The organism is Deinococcus gobiensis I-0, from assembly GCF_000252445.1.
Lineage (GTDB): Bacteria > Deinococcota > Deinococci > Deinococcales > Deinococcaceae > Deinococcus > Deinococcus gobiensis.
Map to the genome: position 1 here is coordinate 2,928,073 of NC_017790.1, position 24,293 is coordinate 2,952,365.

18 protein-coding genes are annotated in these 24,293 nt (G+C 64.1%); 9 read left to right on the top strand and 9 right to left on the bottom strand.

The genetic code is table 11. The features are described from left to right. Positions 1–19: 19 nt before the first annotated feature. From DGO_RS14045 to DGO_RS23340, 6 genes are all read right to left on the bottom strand, one after another. Positions 20–649, bottom strand: coding sequence for an OmpA/MotB family protein (locus tag DGO_RS14045; RefSeq protein WP_043802551.1), 630 nt, complete (start codon positions 647–649; stop codon positions 20–22). Beyond that, a complete protein-coding gene (locus DGO_RS14050) occupies positions 646–2,658 on the bottom strand; it encodes a hypothetical protein (protein ID WP_014686174.1) in 2,013 nt (670 codons plus the stop codon). The genes DGO_RS14045 and DGO_RS14050 overlap by 4 nt, the downstream gene beginning before the upstream one ends. Before the next feature lie 6 nt (positions 2,659–2,664). Next, positions 2,665–5,850, bottom strand: coding sequence for a tubulin-like doman-containing protein (locus DGO_RS14055; RefSeq protein ID WP_014686175.1), 3,186 nt, complete (start codon positions 5,848–5,850; stop codon positions 2,665–2,667). A gap of 1 nt (position 5,851) precedes the next feature. Continuing rightward, the gene (locus tag DGO_RS14060) at positions 5,852–7,087 is read right to left on the bottom strand and encodes a hypothetical protein (RefSeq protein WP_043802557.1); all 1,236 of its coding nucleotides are present in this window, start codon (positions 7,085–7,087) and stop codon (positions 5,852–5,854) included. Positions 7,088–7,444: 357 nt separating this feature from the next. Beyond that, complete coding sequence (locus DGO_RS14065) at positions 7,445–8,521, bottom strand: site-specific integrase (protein ID WP_226991383.1); 1,077 nt, start codon at positions 8,519–8,521, stop codon at positions 7,445–7,447. A 140-nt stretch (positions 8,522–8,661) separates the two neighbouring features. Then, complete coding sequence (locus tag DGO_RS23340) at positions 8,662–9,474, bottom strand: helix-turn-helix domain-containing protein (protein WP_043802565.1); 813 nt, start codon at positions 9,472–9,474, stop codon at positions 8,662–8,664. 238 nt (positions 9,475–9,712) lie between these two features. On the opposite strand from DGO_RS23340, the gene DGO_RS23345 reads away from it, so the two are divergent. From DGO_RS23345 to DGO_RS14080, 3 genes are all read left to right on the top strand, one after another. Then, complete coding sequence (locus DGO_RS23345) at positions 9,713–9,922, top strand: hypothetical protein (RefSeq protein ID WP_145975342.1); 210 nt, start codon at positions 9,713–9,715, stop codon at positions 9,920–9,922. 443 nt (positions 9,923–10,365) lie between these two features. After that, positions 10,366–11,076, top strand: coding sequence for a hypothetical protein (locus DGO_RS23350; RefSeq protein ID WP_145975343.1), 711 nt, complete (start codon positions 10,366–10,368; stop codon positions 11,074–11,076). Positions 11,077–11,358: 282 nt separating this feature from the next. Next, positions 11,359–12,168 carry a hypothetical protein gene (locus DGO_RS14080; RefSeq protein ID WP_145975344.1) on the top strand — a complete coding sequence of 270 codons (810 nt, stop codon included), beginning with the start codon at positions 11,359–11,361 and terminating at the stop codon, positions 12,166–12,168. Here the strand turns inward: DGO_RS14080 and DGO_RS14085 are convergent. The 3 genes from DGO_RS14085 to DGO_RS14095 form a co-directional block, all read right to left on the bottom strand. Then, the gene (locus DGO_RS14085; protein WP_145975345.1) at positions 12,143–12,619 is read right to left on the bottom strand and encodes a hypothetical protein; all 477 of its coding nucleotides are present in this window, start codon (positions 12,617–12,619) and stop codon (positions 12,143–12,145) included. The genes DGO_RS14080 and DGO_RS14085 overlap by 26 nt on opposite strands. 309 nt (positions 12,620–12,928) lie before the next feature. Beyond that, positions 12,929–14,032, bottom strand: coding sequence for a transposase (locus DGO_RS14090; protein WP_226991384.1), 1,104 nt, complete (start codon positions 14,030–14,032; stop codon positions 12,929–12,931). A gap of 610 nt (positions 14,033–14,642) precedes the next feature. After that, the gene (locus DGO_RS14095) at positions 14,643–15,089 is read right to left on the bottom strand and encodes a hypothetical protein (RefSeq protein WP_043802579.1); all 447 of its coding nucleotides are present in this window, start codon (positions 15,087–15,089) and stop codon (positions 14,643–14,645) included. A gap of 399 nt (positions 15,090–15,488) precedes the next feature. On the opposite strand from DGO_RS14095, the gene DGO_RS14100 reads away from it, so the two are divergent. From DGO_RS14100 to DGO_RS21185, 6 genes are all read left to right on the top strand, one after another. Continuing rightward, positions 15,489–17,618, top strand: a complete 2,130-nt coding sequence (locus DGO_RS14100) for a type I restriction-modification system subunit M (protein WP_014686182.1) — start codon at positions 15,489–15,491, stop codon at positions 17,616–17,618. Next, positions 17,615–18,049, top strand: a complete 435-nt coding sequence (locus DGO_RS14105) for a DUF6508 domain-containing protein (RefSeq protein WP_226991385.1) — start codon at positions 17,615–17,617, stop codon at positions 18,047–18,049. Before DGO_RS14100 ends, DGO_RS14105 begins: the two co-directional genes overlap by 4 nt. After that, positions 18,049–19,842: a GmrSD restriction endonuclease domain-containing protein gene (locus DGO_RS14110; RefSeq protein WP_014686184.1), complete on the top strand. Its 1,794-nt coding sequence runs from the start codon at positions 18,049–18,051 to the stop codon at positions 19,840–19,842. The genes DGO_RS14105 and DGO_RS14110 overlap by 1 nt, the downstream gene beginning before the upstream one ends. Next, on the top strand, positions 19,842–21,278 hold the full coding sequence (locus DGO_RS21720; RefSeq protein WP_014686185.1) for a restriction endonuclease subunit S: 1,437 nt from the start codon (positions 19,842–19,844) through the stop codon (positions 21,276–21,278). The genes DGO_RS14110 and DGO_RS21720 overlap by 1 nt, the downstream gene beginning before the upstream one ends. Beyond that, on the top strand, positions 21,275–22,774 hold the full coding sequence (locus tag DGO_RS14120) for an ATP-binding protein (protein WP_043802583.1): 1,500 nt from the start codon (positions 21,275–21,277) through the stop codon (positions 22,772–22,774). Before DGO_RS21720 ends, DGO_RS14120 begins: the two co-directional genes overlap by 4 nt. Positions 22,775–22,997: 223 nt before the next feature. Further along, a complete protein-coding gene (locus DGO_RS21185; RefSeq protein WP_014686187.1) occupies positions 22,998–24,284 on the top strand; it encodes a GIY-YIG nuclease family protein in 1,287 nt (428 codons plus the stop codon). Positions 24,285–24,293 lie beyond the last annotated feature (9 nt).

Consider the following 24,293-nt stretch of genomic DNA (forward strand, 5'->3'; position numbering starts at 1 on the left):
TGACCACAATGGGCACAGGTCATGGCCCTGCTCCTGTCTGGGTAGCCGCGCGCTGGCTGTACTCCAGCACGATCTCGATCCGGGCGTGGGCCGCATCGTTCAGGTTGATCTGCGGCAACGGATCCTGCCCGCCGCGTCCCGCCGTGGCGATGAAATACGGCGGAATGCGCCCCGAATTGACCAGAAAACGGGCCACGGCCGCCGCCCGGTCGGTGGCGTCTTCCCAGCGGTCGGCCTGCTGCGCCTGCGTGGGCCGGGTATGGCCCTCAACCCGAATCCGCCGCCAGGTATCGTCTTTTTGCCGCAGCGCCTGGGCGAAACGGGTCAGGGTGGCCTGCCCGCTGGCGCTTAGGGTGGCCTTGCCCGACGTGAACAGCGTGCTGTTGGCGAAGACCCACCGCTGGGTGCCGGGCGGATCGTTCTTGCCCACGTTGATGCTGGGGCGCTGCACTGCCGGAATCAGGCTCTGCACCGCCTGGGCGAAGGCTTTCTGGGCTTCTTTGTACCGCAGGTCTTCCCAGCTGACCCGGCCCACCGCGCTCAGGGTCGCCACGAAAAACACCATGACCAACACGATGTTCAGGGTGGTATCGGTCAGGGCGACGTAAGGGTTGAGGTCCTCGCGCGCGTGCCGCAGCCGCCGGGTCATGCGGGCTGACCCGTGCCCTCAGCAGGGACTGACCCTTCGGCTGGGACCATCCCCCGCCCCAGGTCGGTCACCAGACGCCCCAGGACATCGCTCAGGGCCTGCTGCCCGGCGATCAGCTCGGAGGACCGCAGCTGTGCGGGCAGGGCGTCGAGCGTGCGCGTCAGGCTCAGGGCTGCGTCCCGGCTCTGCTCTAGGGCGAGGTGCAGGGCTGCCTGCTGCTGCTCCTCCGTTCCGTGCCGCGCCTGAAGCTGATCGCCCAGCCGGCGACTCGCCTCGTCAATGCGCGTTTCCAGGGCAACGCCTCGCTCCCGGCTGCCGACAGCATGCGCCCCGAACGCTTCATGCAGCTGCGTGGTGCCCGCCACCTGACTTTGTAGCCCCTCGGTCTGCTGGGCCAGCTGATCCAGCAGACCGGTCAGCAGCAGCGCGAGGTTCTGCATCCTGTCGCCTAGATCACTGCTGGCCACGAGTTGCCTGTCATGGCCGACCTGGAGCACCTCCCGGACGGCCTGCACCGCCCCGATCTGGCGCTCGGCCGCCTGCGCCTGCTGCTCGCCGAGTTCCTTGAGCAGCTGCGACGGGTTCAGTTCGGCCACGGCCGGCCCGAGCTGTTCGAGGCTGGTCGTCAAGCGACTGTTGGCCACCAGCATCAGCTGGTCGTGTTGATGCTGGTCTTTCATGCGTGTGCGCTCGGCGTCGTCCTTGGCCTTGAGCATCTGCGTCAGTGCGCGTGACGCGGCCTGCGCGTCCTGAATCTCCTTGCCCAGATTATTCAGCTGGCTGCTCACTGCGCCGACCTCGGTGGTATAGCGGCCCAGCGTCTCGCCGATCCGCTCGTTCAGACGGTCGAAGCCCTGCCCGATGTTGTTCGAGATGGCCTGCGCGCTGCCCAGGTACGCAGATTCGGCCTGCGCAATGTCGGCACTAAGCTGATTGAACCGCTCCGACGTCCCAAAAATTTCCTTGACGATCTCCGCGCCCGTCTTGCCGAATTCGGCCTGCATGTCCCGGATGGCCTGCAATTCGCCGTCCGAGTGGGTCTTGAGGGCCGACATCGAGCGCTCGAACATCTCGTTGAATTGGGAATAAATGTTGCGGAAGTCCTCGCGGTGCCCCTGAATCGCCTTGACCGCCGTCCCGAGCTGGTCGCTGCTCTGCCGAACATCCCCCGACGCTTTGAGAAGCGACGTGGCAATGGTCTGCGAGGTCGCCTGGAGGGTCGTCAGGCTTTCCCGGATAATCTTGCCCGAGTCGGTCAGGACGGCCGTGAACTTATCGCTCGTCTCACTCATCTTCTGCTGCGTGTCGGCCAGGAACTGCTCGCTCCGCACAACCAGTTCCTGCAGACTGGCCAGTTGCTTCTCGGTGCCTGCCGGATAGATCGTCGGCGCGTAATGCAAGGCCAGTTCGTCGAGTTCGCCGGACAGCTTTTCGCTCTGCACGCCCGTCCAGGCGTTGAGGCCCTGAAGCATGAAGGCGCTGAGGACCCCCCAGAGCGTCCCTGCGAAGGCACCACTCATCTCGCCCAGCGTTTTGCCCAGGCTCTCGGCGACCGCGTTCGGCTGTCCCACACGAATGGCGTCCTGGATCTGCGGTCCGAGACTGACCAGCGTGAGGGCCAGCCCCACCACCGTGCCGATCAGTCCCAGCAGCAGCAGCAGATTCGGCAGCGTGCGGGCCGGGGCCAGAATCCGGGACACGCCGTCCAAGATGGGGTCGAGCGAGTCTGAAGGCCGCGCGAACGCCAGACCCTGCTGCCCGATCATCGAGCGCAGCAGTCGCCCGGCCAGCGTGTCCTTGTACGCGCCAAGCTGTACCTGGACTGTTGCCGAATCGAGAATCAGGCCCTGGGCGTTGCGTTTTTTGAGAGCCTGCGCTGCCCGCCGCTCACGCCCTACCGTCTGCATGGCACGTACGGAGAGAATCAGGCCAAAGGTAAACAACAGCAGAAGGGCCAGGATCAGCGCCCGAATCAGTCCGCTACCGGGCCAGAAAATGTTGCCGTCCATTGCCGCTCAGAGCCTCTGGAGGGCCGCGCCGCGCCCGTAGTAGTGAGTGGAATCAATGGCGCAGCGCCAGCCGTTGAGGGCCGCTTCCTTCTCGTCCTTGCCGATCTCGCCGCCGCACTGTGGGCAGTACAACCCGTCGGCCGGGGCTTCTCCGCCCCAAGCTCCACGCTGGTACTGGCGCAGCCTCAGCGCATTCATGATTTCCGGTGCGGGCAGGAACAGGTGACCGACCGCTTCTGCCAGCTGCCGGTGCTTGGCGGTGTATCTGGCAATCTGGTCGCCTGCCCAGATCTGGCTGCCCCAGCCGCCGATCTGTCCAGCGCGGCCCCGCTGGTAGAACTCCTGAAGCCGATGCTGAAGCAGTTCGACAAAGGCCTGCGCACTCTCCTCGAGGGGCATGTCGGGCCTGTGCCAGTGCCCCTCGATCTTGGACTGCAAGGTGGGCAGGCCGCCCAGCAGGCTGTAGCCGTCCTGGTCCTGCTCGCCGCGCGCCAGCACCCGCGAGGCCTCGGCCAGATTGGCCGGCAGGCGGCGGTGGTTGCGGTCCCCGAAGCCCGTGACCGTCCAGGGGATGTTCAGGCCGTCGCGCACCTCCACGTCGCCCAGCAGCACGCCCAGAATCAGCGCCTCCTCGGCGTCGGCGAGCAACTGGCCCTCGCGGCGCGACAAGCCGTACCACTGCACGTCACGCCGGGTATGGAAGGTCGGAAAGTCGTTCGACTCGGCCGCCTGCAATCCGCCCTCGCCCAGCACCTGATCGAGGCCCCGCAGCGGAAAGCGGAAGTACTCCTCCATGAACAGCACGCGCGTCGGGTCGGGCGAGGTAAGGTTGACCGTGTTGGCCTGCGAGAAGGCGCTGCCGACCACCTGCTGAAAGTTCGATGCGTCGCCAGGGTCGGTGCGCGGCGGCATGAGCAGCGACTGGCGGCTCATGACCGGGCTGCGGTTGCCCGACTCGGCCTTGAGCCGGTTCAGGCGCAGGAAGGGCGCGGCCTTTTCGGCGGCGGCGCGGATCTTGCCCTCGGTGCCCGGCGTGGTCTGGCTCTGACGCATCACGCGCTCGACCACGTTCTCCTGCGACAACTGGCGGGCAAAGGGCCGGGTCGCCGCCGCGAGCAGGCGCTGGTAATCGCCAGGAGGAATGAGGTGGTCGCCGCGTGGATCAAAGGACGCGCTCAGCCAGCCCTCGCCGGTCTGGTTCAGGGGCGGGACCACGGCCGTGGGCAGGTCGGTCCAGGTCTGGATGATCTCGCCGTGCAGCCGGGCCTCGATGTTGTCCAGATGTTCAACGCTGCTCTGTTTACCGGCCTCTAGGGCGCGGCGGTACTCCTGCTGCACAGTGGTGCGCGGTTCGAGCAGCACCCAGCCGTTGACCGGCGGCAACTCGCCCGAACGGGCCTCGTAGTCGCGGTAGATGCGGTTTTTCAGGGCCGTCACGCGGGCGTCCAGGCTGCGGAGGTTGCCCTGCACACGCTGAAGCAGGCGCTGGAGTTTTTCGGCCACGCCCAGATCGATGATTCCGTAGGTGTGATGCGTCTGGATGCTGGCATGTACGCCCGACTCGATCTGTGTCCGGGCGAAGTCGCGGATGGCCTTACGCAACCCCGCCTGAGCGCTTTCGATGGCCGCGCGGTTGGGATTCAGGAAGCTCTTGCGCTTGAGTTCAGCCTTGAGCTGTGCGGTTCCCTCATCCACGCGCCGCCACGCCTCGCCCGATTCGGCCTGCGCGGCGGCCGTACTTTCACGGGCAGCGTCGTGCAGGCCCTGAAGGTGTTCCAGGAGGGCCGAGACCTCGGCGGCCAGCACCTGCGGGCCATAGGTGCGGTCCAGCAGGGCCGTCTGGGCATGCTGCTGAAACTTGAGGTAGGCCGTCTCGACCACCTGTTCGCGGCGGGCACGGAGCTGCTCGCTCAGGCCACCGTCGGGGGCCACCTGCCGGCGCAGCTCCCCGAGGGCGCGGTCGAGCTTGAGGAAATCCGGCTTGGCTTCTTCGGTTTCGGCGATGGCCACCTTGACCGCGTCGCCCTGCCACTCGTCGGCCGAGCGCCCCAGCAGCGCCGACACCAGCGAGGCCCAGTCCAGCCCCAGCACCCCCGCGAGGTTCTGTGCCCGGCCCGTGTCCAGACCCTGCCACTGCGAGAGTGCCCCATGCAACAGCAGCTTGGACGCCGCCTCGGTGATCTGCGGCGCGGGGAAGTCCACCACCGACAGCCCGAAGGTGCAAAACACATGCGCCTGGTGGTCACGGTCGGGCAGGGGCGCATTCACCGACGTACTGAAGGGGTCGGCCTCCGGGTTGACGATGTTCATGAAGATACGGTCGGCGACCAGTTCGTTCAGCTCGGTTTCGGCCTGCTTGGTGGGCGCGGACGGCCCGACCAGATACGGCAGATCGTATGGCTCGACCTGCAAGTTGGCCGAGGTTCCATCCGGATACAGGATGGGCGGCAGCGCATCCGCTTCGGCCTGATGGTAGTGGTTGAGTTCCAGCAGGGCGTGGTAGGCATTGCGCTTGAGCTTGTCGGCAGCCGAATAGACGACGGACGTCAGGTTCTCATGTGGCAGCGTGAACACACCGATGACCTTTTCCTCCTGACGCAGCGGCACCGACCGCAAGAAATAGCCGAAGTCGGGCGAGAGACCGCTGCCCGTCCCGCCGCACAGCGTACCCACCACGAAGACCCGGACCTGACCCCCCGCGCCGAACAGCAGCTCGGGATTCGAGCCGTCGGGCAGCTCTCCGCGCGCCTGAAAGGCCTCATTCTCGTTGAGCTGGCGCAGATCCGAGAGCCGCGAGAGTAGCGCCAGCTTCACCCTGCTGAAGTTGGGATCGGTCATGAAGGTCAGGCGGCCGATCATGCGGATATGACCCGCCCCCCCCTCGGTGTCCTTGAGCTTGCGTAGCGTCGCCATGTCGGCCCAGCGGTCCAGGTTGATGCGGCGGTGCGCCTGCGGGTCTTCCAGAATCTGGCTGTAGCTGCGGGCATCCAGGCCGATCGGAAAGAAGTCGCCGCGCTGGCGCAGGGGCGTCGGCTCGTTGTTGTTCGTTTCGATGGCCAGGAACTTCACCCAGGGCGCGCGCTCGGCCGAACCGTACTCCCACTCCAGACGGCGCAGGATGCCGTTGCACACGCGGGTACCCGTACTGCCCAGGCCGATGATCAGGGTCTTGGTGGCTTGCATGGTGCTCATCTCAGTTCTCCGTTTCGCCCAGGGGCTTCAGGCTCAACACGACGTCGGCCTGGTAGGGGCGGGGGGGCAGATTCTGGCGGACGGCGCGGCCGCTGAGTTTCAGGCGGTATTCGGCGTCTTTAAGCGGCAGGGTCGCGGGTAGTTCCCCGCCCAGACTCACGTCGGTTTCGGGACTCAGCTTCAGACCTTGGCGCTCGCGGGTCACCGTCAGGAGGCGGATCGGCGGCAGGTCTGTTTGGGACAGCACCACGTACTGCCCCGGCGAGGTGCCGACCGGGTAGCCGGGGCCGCACAGCACGCAGACGGTATCGCCGGGCTTCGCTGCGTCCAGCGCGAAACTGCGGTCCCCCACATGCAGAGCCAGTTTCTGAGCACCTTTTGGCGAGCGGCTGGCACTGGCTGTCGCCGCACTTTGCCCAGCACCTGCCACGGCACCTGCCGCTGGGCGGTTGTTCCGGGCACGAATGGACAGCACCGCGCCCGCAGCCACGGCCAGCCCACCCAGCAGCCAGACCCACCAGGGAAGGCCGGAAGAAGTGGGAGCCGCCGCCTGCACCTGCGCCGCGACCAGGGCGGAGCGCTCGCCGTCGAGCGCCGCGCCCGTAAACTGCTTGGGCACCACGACCACCGCGTCGAACAACCGCTCGGGGCGGTCAGGGGCGATGGCCAGTTGCACGGTCGCGCCCGTGGTGCTGCTGGTACGCAGACGCGTCCAGTTGTTCAGGGCAGCGAGGTAGGCGGGACTGTTCTCTCCGATGGTGCGCTGCGCGGCCGTGCCTGCCTGGCTGGCGGCCGAGTTGGTGAGCAGCACCAGCACGGCGGCGCGGTCTGTATTCACTTTTCCGGTCAGTTCGGCGATGGCGGCTTCGGTGTCATGCCCACCGTTGCTGCCCGCCTGGGGAGACCGGGGCCAGAGATCCTGAAAAGAGGCGCGCATGGCCGCGCGGTCAGGGCCGACCGTCAGCGGGTTCAGGGCGTCGCCCTTGTGGGTCCACACGTTCATTTCCCAGGCGTAGCCGCTGAGCTGATCGCCGTCGACCAGGTGGCTGGCCGCGACGTCCGAAGCCACCGCACGCGCCGCCTCGGCCATCAGCGGGTCTTTGGCAAAATGTCCGGTGCTGAAGGCGAAGACCAGGTGTACATGTTGCCTGTTAAGGTCACCGCCCACAGCCGACACGGCCTGCTCGATGGTGCTGTAGAGCTGCTCGGACTGTCGCTGGAGAAACGACGCGTCCACCTGTTCAGAGGCGGTTTGAGCACCCGCACCGGTCGACAGGAGCAAGCCGATCAGCCCTGTCCGCCACCAGGCCTTTCGGAAAGTCGTATTCAAGGAAGGCCGTCCAGAGAGTTGTAGGGAATGGTGAACATGGCTGTATTGAGCATAAACATGAAGCCTTACTCATACTGCACAAATGAGCGGGCTGCTCTCTGGCTGGTGGCAAGCGGCGTTCGGTCTGTTGACCATTGGGTTCAATGCAGCAGGTGAACAGGGCCACAGGGCCGCTTCGACCTCTCCGAGACCACCCCCAAGGTTTTGTCCTTTACAGACGATCACGACCGTTTCGTCACTGCATGTCACAGAGGCTGGATACTCTTACTTCTGCGGACGATACATCGCGTGACCGACCGGATGCTCCTGCCTCTGCCTGTCGAGGACATGCGCATATTTTTTGAGAGTCACACTCGTGTCCTTGTGCCCCAGGATCTCTGCAACTAGGGTCAGCGGCGTACCTGAGGCCAGCAGCGTGGAAGCGGCCGTGTCGCGCATGTCGTGAAGACGGATTTCCGGCACGCCCGCTCCCCGGGCATCCGCCCTAAACTGACGCAACAGGTTGGTCGCCAGCATCGGCGTGCCGCGCAGGCTCGGGAAGACCAAATCGAAGTCCGACCATGCGTACGCCTCCTCCATCTCCTGCTGCCTGTCTTTCAGATGATCTCGGTGGATTCTGAGTAGGGAAATCAAATCCTCTTGAATGTGGATCCGGCGCGTACTACCGCGCTTGGGCGGCGCAAAACGGCTGTCCTGCGCCCTGGCCGCCTCCAGCCACTGCCGCTGCACCTGGATGGTGGCCGCATCCAGATTGACGTCCTCCCATTGCAGCCCCCGAACTTCCCCACTGCGCATGCCGGTCGATAGAAATACCGCGTACATCACGTGATACCGACTGCCCTCGGTGAAACGTAAGAACCGCATGACCTCGTCAGGCTGCCAGATCTGATGTTGCTGCTCGCGGACCGGCACCGGCGAGCACTGCTCTGCCACGTTCTTCTCGGTCCAGTCGTGTTTGACGGCGTACGCCAAAGCCATCCTGAGACGGGCCAGGGCGCGGTTGGCCTCGCCGGCTTTACCGGCACCCACCAGGCTGCTGACCATGCGCTCAATGTCGGCCAACTTCAGCTTCGCCAGGGGCAGCGTCCCCAATGCAGGTTTGAGCCGTTTTTCGACCACGCGCGTGTAATCCTCATCTGACTTGACCCCGACCCGCAGCCGCTTTTCCGCGAGCCAGGCGTCCAACAGCATGGCGACTGTCCGCTCCTGGCTCGGCAGACCGCCCATCTGCTGCAACTCGCGTTCGAACAGCCGCTTGCGTTCCAGCACGGCCGACCTCGACTTGGCAGACAGCGATTTGCGCCGCATCTGCCCGGTCTCGAGATCAACATAGGAGACCACGGCCTCCCAGCCGACCGTCCGCCCGTCCCGCACCCGTTCCCGTACCGTACCCTCTCCATTCCCTCGCCGAAGTGGTTTGGCCACTTTGTTCTCCTCCTTATCGATGTGGGCCTGTGGCGGCCCTGCAGTTCTGTCCTGCCTCAGCGCCCCGTCGCCAGATCCAGCATGTGGGCCATGACCTCGGTGAGCGCCTTGACTCGCCCCATTACGGTTACCCGGGGGCCAAACCGGCGGGGCGGATACCGCCGCTGATCCCAGTGCGAACTGATGAGGTACCATTTTTTCTGCTCCAGCACGGCAATACCGAATTCGAGATTCCGCCCGGATCGGTACAGATACACCGCACCCTCCACGCGCACAACATCCTGGGTATCAATCGTCACAAGAGACCCGCGTGCCAACAGATGTGGGGGACTGGCTAGGCGATCGTCGGCGATCACGGTGATGATGACTCTGTTGCGTTCGAGGGGTGCTCCAGACAGGACAAGCTGTCCCAGAGGTCTGGTTCGCTCCGCGATGCGCAGGTAGCCCGTGACCGCAGCATTGAGCTCTTCTGGGGAAATGATCACAAATCCGACCTGACCTGACACGGCGGGATAGACCGACTCGTTCCCGGCAACGTTGTTTTCCGCTGCGAGGAACTGCTCCTCGAGATCGTCAGGAATCTCAAGGTCGAAGTCATGTTGGATGCCGAGCGCGTGGGCAACATGGTGCGTCTGAAACCGCTCTGTTTCTTCCGTTACCGCCCTGAGCATCGCCGCCAGTTGCTCGTAGTAGTACGGATGGGCACCGGGGGCTCCGGGCGTGCGGCTCTCCCGGCTGCACTGAAGTCGCCTCTGAAGCCAATTGTTGTCCGTCGAGGTCTCCCACAGAGCATAGGTCGCCTGGCGCAGTCCGAACGCCTGTCGGGCAAACTCCGCCTGGGAAAGCCCCAGTTCTCGCCGCCATTCCATGAGCGTGAGAGCGCATCTGCACCGTTTCCGAGACCTGCCCGAACCGTGAGCAACCATTTCGATACTGTAGGACCAAGGAGGGCGCTCTATTGACAGATGTGCATGCCTAAACTCGCCAATTTCCTTCTCCTGACGCGTTTACACGGCTACCTGTCTCCCCTCTGTCAATGATTTTTCAACTTCTGCTCCGTCAATAATTATTGAGGAATCGTGGAGCATGGTCACGCACCATGCCCGCATGCGTGACAGCCCTCCCCCGACGCAGCCCCCTCGTCCACCTGCCTCTCGCCCCCTCCTGAGCATCATTCAGGTACACCGGCAGTTGGGCATCCCGCGCGCGATGGCCTACGCCGCGGCGGCGTCCGGTGAGCTGAAAACCATCCAGCACCGCAGCCGGCAGTACACCACCGAACGTTGGGTCGCTGCCTGGCTCAACGGGGACACCTGACGGCCGGTTCTCTCAACCCGGAGCGCGGCGTCCTCAGTGGCGCCGCGCTTCTTGCTTTGCACAGGATCCTCAGCGATACGGAGTCCCGCACCGGCCCCCAGCAGCCCCGTCTCCTCCAACCGGCCGAGCGCCATTACCCTCCGGATGCCCTGCGGATCTCCGGGCGAGACCGGCAGCGCCGATGCCTCCGTAGCCTGCGCAGCCATCTGGCGTTTGCACAGGCGGTAGGGCCTCTCCCCCGTCAGTACGTCTACCGGGAAAGGACCGAATCCCCGGCGCAGGGGAACTGCTACCACCCTGAACTGCTTCTGGCCGTGCGGCACACCTTACGTGCCGCCTTGAAGCGTGGGCGGCGGGGCGGGTACCCGGCGATGGTCGCAGTCGAAACCGGAGGGAGTGTGCTCCCCCTGCACATCCACGTCGTCTGTGGTGCAGACGTGCCCATGCCCGCGCTCCTGTCGGTCGGGACGTGGGGAGAATTCGAGCTCGAACCCACAACGCGGCGGCAGCGCACGGTCTCGGACCTCGACGAATACCTCCACAAGACAGGACATGCAGGGGCGAAAGAGTTCAATCCCGCGCTGCCACTCGACGATCCCGAAGAGCCGCAACCCATCGCGTTCCAGCGCGCGCTCACCGATTACCGCACTGCCCGTGAACTGGCGCAGGGCCTAGGGCTAAGTCGTCTGCCTGCGCGGGTGTTTGGCCTGTACGTACCCCGCCTGACCGCCGCCCAAACGGCACAGGCCTGCGCCGAGATCGAGGCTCACCGGCATGAGCTCCAGACGGGACAGCCCCCATCTCTACGTCGCCTGACCGCCACAGAATGGCAGATGGTCGCACCCCTGTTCAAACACGGCGCAGGTACCGAGGCCGCCCTCACGAAACTCCGTATGGGCCTCAACCTGATCCTCGCGGCTCAGGCCGGTACGCTTTCGCTGCATCAGGTCTGGAAGGAAGCGCGGCGCCGAGCTACCCGAAGCGGTAAGGCTCACTTCCCCTCCTACAGCGCCGTCTGTGTCTACAGACAACGGCACGCCGCGGCACTGGCGGCTGCCGTCGCCCTCGTACATCGACAGCGTACCCCCACCCATAGTCCCCACGACCGGCTGCTAGCAGCTTTGACGCCAAGAAAAATTTCTGGAATCTCCTGATCCTCGCTTTACTGCTTGTGAAACGGCCAATCTCTCTATGCCAGACCAACCATGCCTACGGGTTCGCTGTGCATACCGGCGAAGGGCCGCGGCCTACCTGGCAGGGGCCCGGGCCTAGGCATCCGGGAATGGTAGAGGCTTGCTCCTCACTCCCCACAGTGCGTTGCGCAAGTGCCTGAATCTTCACCTGCAGAACATCATGGGCAGAACACAGTGTCCGATCGGCGACCGACGGTCGGACCAGTTCTCACGCAAACCTCGGACTTTCACGTACAACGAGGTGTGCCGATCAGCTGCTTCTTACCCCCCGATATCGATGCCCGCCTCACAACGGAATCGGCCAACCCGATCGAAGCCATGTTCCGGATGGTCGGCACCGCGGGAGCGATCATGCGCCCCAGGCTCGTCGAAAAGTTCGGTGAGAAGATGTTGGATGGCTTACTGGCGCTGAAGCTCGCACGGGTCAGTCACGCCTCGGGCTGGGACATCGTGGTGCTCTCGGACCTGGGGCGTCAGACCTACCTACGACGCCTCAACCACAGGGCAGACTACCTCCAGCGGCCGGAATCCGTTGCTGACCGGGCCTTTCAGGTCGAAGCACTCTGGCACCTTCGTCATCGGTACAAAGTCGTCGGCCGTCAGGTCAAAGCGTCGCCGGGACTGCCACGGGGCAGAAATTCTCAACCGCAAACCGCAAGGCCAGGGACGGATCAGGTTCTGGCTTACCACGTTGTCAAGGTCCTCCAACCGACTAGCGGGGAGACCGTTTCCCGCGCGGCGGACGGGGAAGTGAACCAAGCAATGTTGGAGCGTGCGCCCTTGCTCTACTGCCCGGGTGCCAACGGCGCGGTGGGGATGGACTACATCCGCACACTGATGCGGCGGCACAAAGGGGACGTCGTGCGCTGGGGGCATCCGGTGATCGTCGCGGTGCCTGAGCTCACGCCAGAGTTACAACTGGGCCTCGAGGCCCTTCAACATCGGCAGCGCGACGGCTACCGCGGCACACCGAGAGCTCCCCGCCTCGGGTCCGCAGACGCGCCCCTGGTCATCGAGGTACCGGTGATCAGCGCTCCCAACGCGCCTGCGTGACGCGGCCTGCGTGGGCATACGTACGGTAACGGTCGGCGGGCGACGTGAGGTCAAGCCACCATGCCTCTACCCAACCGAGGCGTGGCAGGTCGTCAGCGAGCCGCGCCGCCTGCTCGACAAACCACGCGGCGCGGGAGCGGTGGCTCGTGCCGAGGATGTATCCGTAAGGCTCGCCCGGTTGGGTGGAGACGGCACCGCAAAGTTTGTCGAGCAGCCGCGCACGCGGATACCCGACATCGATTTCCGCGCGCGCGAGAATCTGATGCGTCGGTCGGCCAACAAGAAGGAGGTCGGCGATCGAGTCCCGACCGGCCCCGACCCGGGGCGCCGGCACCCACACGTGGGCGTCCGATTGCGCGCGTCGGTGAGCGAGCTCGGTCACTGCGATCTCGTGCCCGATGCGGCGTGCGGATGTCCGGCGCAGGTCAACCTGCGCCGAGTCGAACGACATGCAGACGACTGGGGCGGTGGTCCCCGCCCCGGTCAAGGTCAGGTCAAGTGTCACGCGCGGGAGGTGCAGGCGCTCGGCGGCCGGACCCAGACCGAGACGATCGAGTTGAGCGGTGGTGGCTACGCCCCTCTCTCCAAGGAGGCGGCGCAACTCCGTCTCGGGATTTCTTCCATAGCGCATGAGGGCAGCTTGCAGCGCACCACCTGACAGATCTCCTGGTGCGCCGGACATGGGGGCATCCTATCTACACACGTTGAGTTAGGGTAAAAGGGAGATTTACCCTATCCGATCGGCAAATTTGAGATGGATTCACACCAAGCGAATCATGCGCGCGCCGGCTTCGTCAGCGTCCATCGCACCGTGCGTGGGGCACTCGACGATGTCGTAAGGAGCCGGGCGTACGCACAGCAGACCACAGTGGGGACAGGTGGTGCTGGTGCCGGCGGGGTTCACCCGGCGCACCTGCGTGCCGGTCACTGGGGCGAGCAGTTCGACCCACGTCCCCCAGACGGCGGCGCCGCTGAGGTGCATGGCGCCGGGCGCCCAGGGGACCCGGCCGTGGTCACGCATGCCCTGGTAGGACAGAGCCTCAATGTTCGCGCGGCGGTAGGAGAGGGTTCGGACCAACGCGGCTTCAAGCTCCGGTCGGGCAGCCTCCAGGATCATTCGCCGGGCCTGGGCATCCACGAGAAGGGCCGCTGCGCTGCGGGGGTCGGTAGAGGGCAAAGACCGGACCTGCGCGCGGCGGGGAACATGCCAGACCTGCGACCGGTCGGCCAGGGTCACGAGGTTGCGCAGCCCCACGTCCGCGCCGATCGTGTCGTCGATGCTCGCGGCCGGCAGGTGCCGGTCGGGTACGCGGATGCTCCACCGCAAGGCGGGCACGACCTCCCCGCTGGACTCGGTCACTTCGGTCAGCCACACGTGGTCGGCACGGTGAGGGCGCTCCCGGTCACGGGTCAAGGTCGGCGTACGGTCACGCTGGAGCGCCAGCAGTTCGGCGTGCGGGTACAACTCGAGCAGCGCGTCGGGGCAACCGGACCGCACACGTTCGTGGACGGCGGCGGTGCGTGCGTGGACTGCGCGCGCGCGGTCGTCAGCCTCGATCATCAACGCGGTGCTGAGGTCGGCCGGCAGTGCCCACAGGTCAGTAACGATGGGCGTCGGCAGTCCGGCGAGGAGTACGTGATGCAGGTCCAGGGGCTGCACGGCCGCGTCGAGGGGAACATCGTCGAGGCGCAGCAGCGGAAACATGTACCGGGCGGACTCGCCGGAACGGTGACGTTTCAGTCTGTTCGTATTGGCGGCGACGATACCGAGGGCGACCGACTGCGGGACGTGCTGCCAGCGTGCGGGGCGCTCGGCGAACGTCAGTCCCCGAAGTTCGGCTAAGGCGTCATTTGGCATCTGCATCTTCTGAAAGTCATCGACATCGGGCAGCGCCGCGCCTGCGTCCACGCGCCGCAGCGCTTCGGGAAGGCCCAGCGGAATGCCGGCGCCGCGCAGCCGGAGGTACCGCCGGAGCCAGATGTGCAGGCTGCGGGCCTCGGTGATCAGACGCGTGAGGTGCGCTGCCTGGTCGGTGGTAGGACGAAGGGGAGTCGGACTGGGAATGAGTTTGCCCATGGCCCTGTACCCCGTCCGCCCGGAGGGCGGGCGCTCACGTCTCTCTCAGGCGGTGCGGTCCGGTGAACGTGAGATGGTCACGTCGACAGACCACGTCCCCTCTAAACGGACTGCCGTGCGGACCGTCGAAACTGCTGCGGGCCTCTACAGCGCCACACCTCCCCTCCCTCTCCCCATAACTTCACGGGTCGCGCCATGCACAGCCCAGACCGTCGAGAGAGACACTTGTCGACCCCCGACGACACGGGCGAAGTCGCTCGCTGCGCTCCCGACGTGGCACTGCCCGCGTCACTTCTCTGCCTCGCCGAACTCACGGCACAAACCTTCACCTGCCGACACATGCGCGGCCAGACCTGCCTCCTGCCCTCTTGGGACGGAGCCTCTCTTTATTCCAAGGTCACTGAACCTCCGGGGTCAGCAGCACCGTCCGGGCCGCCAGCTCCTCTTCTTGATCGCCAGTCGTGATGATGCTGCGGGCAACCAGCGTGCCCTCACACCAGCCGATGATCAGCAGGGGGTGATGCAGACTGAGCAGCCCCTCACGCTGGGCGAGCTCTGCCCAGGCGGCTTGCTGGCGCCTGGGCGCGAACGCGTCTCCCGGAACAGTCAACCATTGCCCAGTCCAGTCGATACTGGCGTCCACCTGTCGCAGGGCGTCCGTCACGCCCAGGGCGTAGTCGGCATTGACAGCGAACAAGGGGGTCTGACCGTCGTACCCTCCCGCAGTGATGTGGGTCACGCTCAGGTGGGCGGCCATCCGGCGACCGAACATCATGCCCGTCCGGACGCTGTCCATTTCGAGGACGTCGCGCAGGATCAGGACCGCTCCCGAATTGACAGTCACGTCTGAGACTGGGAGAGGGACATCGTTTCCGGAAGGGAACCGTCGCCCCAGGAGGGGGAGATAACGTTGGTGGGCGCGGGCAAGCACAAACTGGAGAAGGGGGGAAGAGGAAGATGCAGGAGTGGACATGTTGACCTCGGAGGATGGGCAGGCAGAAGCCTGAAGGGCAATCTGCCTTCGGCAAAGCGGCGTGATCTCTCCAGGAGAGACCCGGGCCCCTCGGCGGGTCGCAGACCCGCGACCTCACGTCCGTAGCGTTACCTGCTTAGACGGTACCCTCGGTGCCATCTACCCCGTCTCTCCGAACAGGGGCACCTGTCAGGAAGCGGCGTACCGCCTCTCCTCCGGCTCAGGAACAGGGCAAGTTCTCCGCAGCCATGCGCCAAAATGGGCCAGACTATGGATCAACCTCAGCTTTCGTGGATCATCGGCTTCATCTGGGGCATCGCAGACGACGTCTTGCGAGACCTTTACGTCCGCGGCAAGTACCGCGACGTCATCCTGCCCATGACGGTATTGCGGCGTCTGGACGCCGTTCTGGAACCCACCAAGCAGGCCGTTCTCGACATGAAGGCGACCCTGGATGCGGCCGGTATCGCCAATCAAGAGGTCGCGCTGCGTCAGGCAGCTGGGCAGGCGTTCTACAACACGTCCACTTTCACCCTGCGGGATCTCCGCAACCGGGCCAGTCAACAAGCCCTCAAAATCGACTTCGAAGCTTATCTGGACGGCTTTTCTCCAAACGTCCAAGAGATCCTTGACAACTTCGAGTTTCGTAACCAGATCCCCCGGCTGTCCAAGGCGGACGCCCTGGGCACCCTGATCGAGAAACTGCTCGACCCGACTGTCAACCTGGGGCCCGCCCCCGTGTTGGACGGCAACGGCAATGTGAAGGTGCCTGGCCTGGACAACCATGCCATGGGCACCGTGTTCGAGGAACTGGTGAGGCGCTTCAACGAGGAAAACAACGAGGAGGCGGGCGAGCACTGGACGCCGCGGGACGCGGTGCGCCTGATGGCCCGGCTGATCTTCGATCCCGTCGCCGATGAGATCCAGAGCGGTACGTATCTGCTCTATGACGGTGCCTGCGGAACAGGAGGAATGCTCACCGTCGCCGAGGAGACGCTGCGGGGCCTGGCCGAAGCGCACGGGAAACAGGTCAGCACCCACCTGTACGGCCAGGAGATCAACGCGGAGACCTACGCCATCGCCAAGGCCGACATGCTCCTCAAGGGCGAGGGCGAAGAAGCCGACAACATCGTGGGTGGGCCGCAATACTCCACACTCGCCAACGACGCCTTCCCCGGCCAGGAGTTCGACTTCATGTTGAGCAACCCGCCTTACGGCAAAAGTTGGAAGAGCGATCTGGAGCGCATGGGCGGCAAAGACGGCATCCAAGACCCCCGCTTCGTCATCACGCACGCGGGAGAAGGCGACTATTCGTTGCTCCCGCGCTCCAGCGACGGACAGATGCTCTTTATGGCGAATCTGCTCAGCAAGATGAAACGGGACACGCCCCTGGGCAGCCGTATCGCCACCGTCCACAACGGGAGCAGCCTGTTCACCGGAGACGCCGGACAGGGCGAGAGCAATATTCGCCGGTGGATCATCGAGAACGACTGGCTCGAAGCCGTCGTCGCCCTGCCCCTCAACATGTTCTACAACACGGGCATCGCCACCTACGTTTGGGTACTGACCAACCGCAAACCCGAGCATCGCCGGGGTCAGGTGCAGCTCATCGATGCTACGGGCTGGTCCAGGCCTTTGCGAAAGAACCTCGGGAAGAAGAACTGTGAACTCGGGCCGGACGACGTGAACCGCGTCTTGAGCACCTTCCTGACTCTGGAGGAGAGCGAACAGTCGAAGGTATTTCCCAACGCAGCTTTCGGCTACTGGAAGGTCACGGTCGAACGCCCCCTGCGTCTGCGCGTCGCTCTGGATGAGGAACGTCGGCGCCGGTTCCAGCAGGTCTGTACCGAAGCCAACGAGCTCGGCTTGATGAAGCTCGTCAATCTCGCTGCCGAGAAGTTTGGGGAAGGCCCCCACACCAATTACAACACCTTCAGCCACCATCTCAAGCTGCTCAGCGAGCAGACCGATGTCAAGCTCACCGCCAAGCGCCTCAAGCTCATCCGTGACGGCCTGGCCGAGCGGGACGAAGATGCCGACCCGGTCGTCAAGAAGATCCACAAGCCTGGCAAGATTCAGGAGGACATGCTCCACGGCCTGTATGGCGTCAAGGCAGGGGTTATCGAGTTCGAGACCGACCCGGAACTCCGCGACACCGAGCAGATCCCGCTACTCGAGGAAGGCGGCATTGCCGCGTTCATCGCACGCGAGGTCCTGCCGCATGCCCAGGACGCCTGGGTCGACCCCGACAGCATCAAGGTTGGCTACGAAATCAGCTTCACCCGCCGCTTCTATAAGCCCCAGCCTCTGCGGACCCTCGCTGAGATCACCGCCGACATCCGCGCCCTGGAAGCCGAGACGGATGGCCTGCTCGCCGACATCATCGGGGTCGGGCGGTGAGCGTCCCCGACCTTTCGCCCAGTGCCCTGCGGGCCGTGGCGGCCTACCTGCCGCTGATGACGGCCCCCGGCTTCCGGTTCACCGACGGCACGCCGCCTTTCGAGCAAACCTCGCCCGGCCATTTCGAGATGCACGGCTATACCTACGATCCCCAGGTGGGCTGCCTGCTCGACACCCTGCTCACCCTGAACTGGGTTCACTCCTTCGACTGGCCAGAGTGGATGCAAACCCCCGAAGCCCAGTCCCTAAAAGACGACCCACAGGTACTTGCACAGGCCACGCCCGAACAGCTCGCCCGGCTCATGACCATCTTCGCCCGGCAGGAACGCTTCAGCGACGGGGCCATGCTGGGCTTCTGGGACAGTGGCCTGCTGCTGGGCATCCTGCGGCGTGCGAGCGAACTGGCACAAGAACAAAGGAAGGATTTCTGATGGCCGCCCCCCTCTACACCGTCACCCCACAGCCCATCGAGACCATCCTGACGTGGATCAAGTCCGGCGAGATCGCCATTCCCGAGATCCAGCGGCCCTTCGTATGGGAGGGCAGCCAGGTCCGTAACCTGCTCGACTCGCTCTACCGGGGCTACCCGGTAGGCTACCTGATCGCCTGGAAAAACCCGGATGTGCGGCTCAAAGACGGCAGAACGTCCGAGGGCAAGCGCATCCTGATCGACGGGCAGCAGCGCGTCACGGCGCTCATGGCCTCGCTCCTGGCGCACGAGGTCATCAACAAGGACTACAAGCAAGCCCGCATCCGCATCGCCTTCCACCCTGTTTTGGAGAAGTTCGAGGTGAGCAACTCGGCCATCCAGAAAGACCCGGCGTGGATTCAGGATGTAGCCGCCGTGTTCGAGGCGGGGGCCAGAACCTCCAAACTACGCCGCGACTACCTGAGTGCCAACGCCGACGTGGACGGCGACACGGTGGAAGACAACCTGGAGAAGCTCAAGGCCATCACGACCAACCAGGTGGGCATCATCGACCTCGCAAGCACGCTGGACATCGAGACGGTTACGGAGATCTTCATCCGCGTGAACTCTGCGGGCGTGTCTCTCTCGCAGGCAGACTTCGTAATGTCGAAGATCGCCGCGAACGAGACCTACGGCGGCAACACGCTGCGCAAGGCCATCGACTACTTCTGTCACCTCGCGCAGCACCCCGGCTTCCTGAGCACCATCGCCAAAGACGAGGCCTTCACGGGGTCGGAGTTCTACCCGAAGCTCAAGTGGATGGGCGGCACCGCCGACGACATCTACGAACCAAGTTATGTGGACATGCTGCGCGTCGCCTTCACGAGCGAGTTCGGGCGCGGGCGGCTGCAAGACCTCGTGGCGCTGCTGTCGGGGCGCAACTTCGAAACGAAGCAGTACGAGGACAGCATCGCCGAGCAGTCCTTCGCCAGCCTGCGCCGGGGCATCCACAACTTCATCAACCAGACTCACTTCGAGCGCTTCACCATGATCATCCGCTCGGCGGGCTTCATCAGCGCCGACCTGATCAGCAGCCAGAACGCCATCAACTTCGCGTACATCCTGTACCTGCATGGGCGTGGCAAGGGCCTGGCCCCAGACGCCCTGGAACGCGCCGTGCGCCGTTGGTATGCCCTGAGCATCCTGACGGGGCGGTACTCGGGCAGCCCCGAGAGCAACTTCGACCGCGACATCCGGCAGGTCATGGAACGCGGCCTGAGCGCCTACGTGGACGAGATCGCCGCCGCCACCCTGACCGACAGCTTCTGGAGCACCCTGTTGCCGCAGCAGATGGACACCTCCAGCGCCAACAGCCCGTACTTCCTGGCGTTCCAGGCCGCACAGGTCAAGGCGAACGACCGGGGCTTCCTGTCGCACGCGATCACTGTGCCTGACCTGCTCCTGAACCGCACCGACGTTCACCACACGTACCCTGCCGACTTCCTGAAGAAGCGTGGGCTGAGCCGAGGGCGGTACAACCAGATCGCCAACTTCGTCCTCGCGCAGAGCGAAATCAACATCGCCATCGGCAACAAAGACCCGCAGGTGTACTTCGGGCAATTGCGCGAACAGGTCAGTGGCAGCTCCCTGATCTACGGTGGCATCACCGACCGCGCCGAGCTGGAGGCCAACCTCGCGGCCCACTGCATTCCCGCCTCCATGCTGGACGATCCCACACTGCACTACGACGCCTTTCTGGAGCAGCGCCGCCGCCTGATGGCCCGTAAACTCCAGACGTGGTTCGGGGGCCTGTGATGCTTCACGACCTGCGCCCCTACCCCGCCATGAAGGACAGCGGCGTCCCCTGGCTGGGGCTAGTGCCTGAGCATTGGGATGTGCGCCGACTCAAGTACCTGCTCAGGGAGCAGGATGCCCGCTCGGTCAATGGAAACGAGCAGCTTCTACGGGTTTCCCAGTACACCGGAGTAACAGAGCGCCGACGTGCTGACGGAGGCGATGAGCCGGACACCAGGGCGGCCTCTCTCGTGGGCTACAAGAAAGTTGCTCCACAGGAACTCGTCGTCAACATCATGCTGGCCTGGAATGGCAGCATGGGCGTATCACAGTTCGCAGGAATCACCAGCCCCGCTTACTGCGTGTACGACTTTCGGCAAGAGGCAAACCCATGGTACTTCCACCATCTGCTGCGTTCTCCAACGTATAAAGCCCGAATCAGAGCAGTCTCGACGGGCGTTGTCGAGAGTCGTTTACGGCTATACACCGATGATTTGTACCGACTGGAGGCACTTCTCCCCCCGCTCCCCGAACAAGCTGCCATCGTCCGCTTCCTCGATCACGCTGACCGCCGGATTCGCAAGGCCATTGCCGCCAAGCAGCGGCTGATCCGACTGTTGCAGGAGCAGAAGCAGGTCATCATCCACCAGGCGGTCACGCGGGGCTTAGACCCCAACGTGAAGCTGAAGCCAAGCGGCGTGGAGTGGTTGGGGGATGTGCCGGAGGGGTGGAGCATTCTCAAGATTGGCTACTTTGCGAAGGTAGGTAATGGTTCCACACCTTCTAGAGGTAACGCCCTATATTGGACGGATGGCTCTTATCCTTGGTTAAATAGCAGTATCGTAAATCACGGCAAGGTCACCGTAGCTAATCAGTTTATAACCCATCAGGCTTTACAAGAGTGTCACTTACCAATTGTGCCTCCAGGTAGCGTCCTTGTCGCCATCACAGGCCAGGGCAAGACGCGAGGGAAAGCAGCAACACTAGATATTGAGGCAACCATCAATCAGCACATCGCATATATCACACCCAGACCTAATTCTGGCGTGACAGCCGAATATCTTCAATCTTTCCTCAGTGCAGCATATGGCGAACTACGACGCCTAAGTGATGACTCTGGCAGTACGAAGGGGGCATTGACTTGTGATGCTCTAAAGAACTTCAAGATAGCAGTCCCTCCAGTACTTGAGCAGACCCAGTTACTTCAGCACATTCGTGAGGCGTCTGCGTCGGCTGACTTTGCCATCACCCATGCCCAGCGAGAAATCTCTCTCCTCCGCGAGTACCGCACCCGCCTCATTGCCGATGTGGTCACGGGCAAGCTCAACGTGCGGGCGGCAGCGGCGCGGCTGCCGGAGCAGGAGCCGGACGCGATGCCGGAGGAACTGGAAGGCGGGGAGGCTGGAGACAGCGAATTGGAAGCCGACGAGCGTGAGGCGGAGTTGGTGGAAGCGTGACCGGCCCTCGCTCGGCCGAGTACCTGCGCGGCCTGGTGCGCGAACTGTGCAAGCTGCCTCGTGAGACCGAGTGGGTGGAGTTCAAGCACAACAAGGCCGAGCCGGAGGACATCGGGGAGTACATCTCGGCCCTGGCGAACGCGGCCGCCCTGAACGGCAAGGCGCACGGGTACATGGTCTGGGGCGTTCAGGACGGCACGCACGACATTGTGGGCACGAGCTTCGACCCGGCGGAAGCCAAGAAGGGCAACCAGGAGCTCGAATCGTGGTTGCTGCAACTTCTGAATCCCAGACTGCACTTTCGCTTCTATCCCGTGGTCATGGAGCAGGGCGAGGCCGTGGTGGTGCTGGAGATCGCGCCGGCCTTCCGCCATCCCGTGCAGTTTCAGGGAAGGGAGTACATCCGCGTGGGATCGTACAAGAAGCCGCTCAACGGGTTCCCTGACCGCGAGCGGGCCTTGTGGCGTGCTCTGGAGCGCACACCCTTCGAGGATGGAGTAGCCGCCGAGCGCGTGAGCAGCGACGACGTGTTGCGGATGCTGGATTACCCCGCGTACTTCCGTCTCCTGGGGGCGAATCTTCCGCCAGGCCGGGACGGCATTCTGGCGGCGCTGGCCGAAGATGACCTGATCAAGCCCTGCGAGGCGGGCGGGTGGAACATCACGAACCTGGGGGGCATGCTGTTTGCCACGCACCTGCCGGATTTCCCGACGCTGAGCCGCAAGGCGCTCCGGGTCATCAAGTACCAGGGCACCGGAAAGATGTTCACCGAACGCGAACTCAGTGAGCCCAGGGGCTACGCGGCGAGCTTCGAGGAAACGCTGCGGTTGCTCAACAGTCTGCTTCCGGCGAACGAGGTCATGGGTCAGGCCCTTCGTCGAGACGTACCGATGTTCCCCGAACTGGCAGTGCGTGAGGTGGTCGCCAACGCCTTGATCCATCAAGACTTCCTGATCACGGGAAGCGGCCCGACGGTCGAAATCTTCGACAACCGCATCGAGGTGACCAATCCGGGCGAGCCGCTGGTCGACACGCGGCGCTTCGTGGATACGCCCCCCAAGTCCAGGAACGAGACGCTGGCGTCCCTGATGCGCCGCTTCAACATCTGCGAGGAGCGCGGCAGCGGCATCGACAAGGTGGTGTTCCAGGTCGAATTTTTCCAGCTTCCTGCCCCTTTGTTCGAAGTGCCCCCAGGGTTCATGCGGACCGTGCTGTTCGCGCACCGGCCCCTGGCGCAGATGACCAAGGCCGACCGTGTGCGGGCTTGTTACCTGCACGCCTGCCTGAAGTACGTCTCCAGAGAGCCGATGACGAACGCCACCCTTCGGGAGCGTCTGGGCATCTCCGACAAGAACGCGGCGGCAGCCTCCCGCATTCTGGGAGAGGCCGTAGACGCTCAGGCCATCGTCATCGAGGACAAGGAAGTGGGAGCCCGTGTCAGGCGATATCTCCCTTACTGGGCCTCTCCTCAACCGCCAGAGGAAGTGGTTGTTTGATTGGGAACCTCCCAAGGCGTACTCGACCAGAACCCTCAGGCCTACGAAGGCCCTTCCACACGGCATTCCCGACTCCCCACTTTGTTTGATGGTTGTTTGATGGACTGTGAGAGCTTTCTGACCTGATGCTCCCAACCCACAACATTTCTTCCACCGCGCCTGGGCAAAGTGTGGAACCCTGATGGGCATGACAAAACAGGAGGCAGGAGGGTCCGAACCACTGATGAACTCGGGCGATCAGTTCATCTGGGGTCTCGGCTTTCCGGAATGGCGGGAAGTGACCGGCCGGCCTTCGGTCGCCGACCTGTTTCCGGTCTCTGCACGCTGTGGTCTCTACGTGCTCGGCTTCGCGAACGGCGAGCGGTACGTGGGGCAGGCGGTCGACGTCGTGCGGCGCTACACGGGCCACCGCAAGGTGCATGACGACATCACGCACCTGAGCTTCCGTGAAGTGCCGAAGGCAGAACTGGACGAGCAGGAGCGGCGCAGCATCCACGCTCTGGAAGCCCAGGGCCTACGCCTGCGCAACGTCGTACACATGAGTGTGGTGCAGGGGGAACGCGACCTCGACTTGGTGGTCAGCCCACAGGAACAGGAGCATTGGCTGACCGGAGACGTAACCGGCCTCCACGACGCCGAACAGGGCATTCGGGATGACGCGCTCCAGGCCAGGTATCACCGCCGGTTCGAGCGGTTCATGAGACAACCCCGGGCACAGGACGCCCTGTTCGTGCTCGGTCTGTATCTCCAGTCCGTGATTCCCTTCCCCCGGCGGACCGAGCTGACCTTCTGGGCCGCGACCTGCCTGCCGGACACGGGCGCGCCGGAAGGCAGCGTCTTGCTGTGCCGCGTGAGCCTGAACATGCAGGAGGTCTTCAGCCTCTATGGGCACACCGGGGACGACGAGAACGAGCTATGGGCAGAGTTCCACCTGGCCCGCAGTCCGTTTCAGGAAGCGTTCGGAGACGACTGGCAGGCGCAACTGCAGGCACGCGGTTGGAACATCGATGAGCACCAGTACAACCCAGGCGGTCAGGATCAGTTCCGCCTGACCGCGTATGGATTAGAGGACCTCGAAACGTTGCTGCTGGACAGCGGATACTCAGGCGCGATGGCCCTGATCAACTTGCGACTGATGCGTTTGGGGGCGACCTTTTACAGCAAGTACCACTGCCTCGACCTCGTGGACGCGGCCCTGAAGACTTTGGAGGATCGGCGAGGCGAACTGCCGACAATGGAGCGGAGTATGAATGACGCGGGCATACCGGGACTGCTGCACATCGGAAATCAGGTGGCTCCGGCGGGCTTCGAGCCGTCGAGCTGGACGGTCACGGCCTCGCTGGAACCCGAAGTGGTCGCCCACCTGACTGACCCGGCGCAGGAGTACCCTGTGCGCTTCGAGTCGGCCCGTACTGGGGGCGGGAGTATCACCACCTTCGCCCGGTTCCTTACGGATGACCCGCAGCCGCAGTACCACCTATACCTCAAGTCCCTCCTGGACGAGGATTGAGAGAAGGAA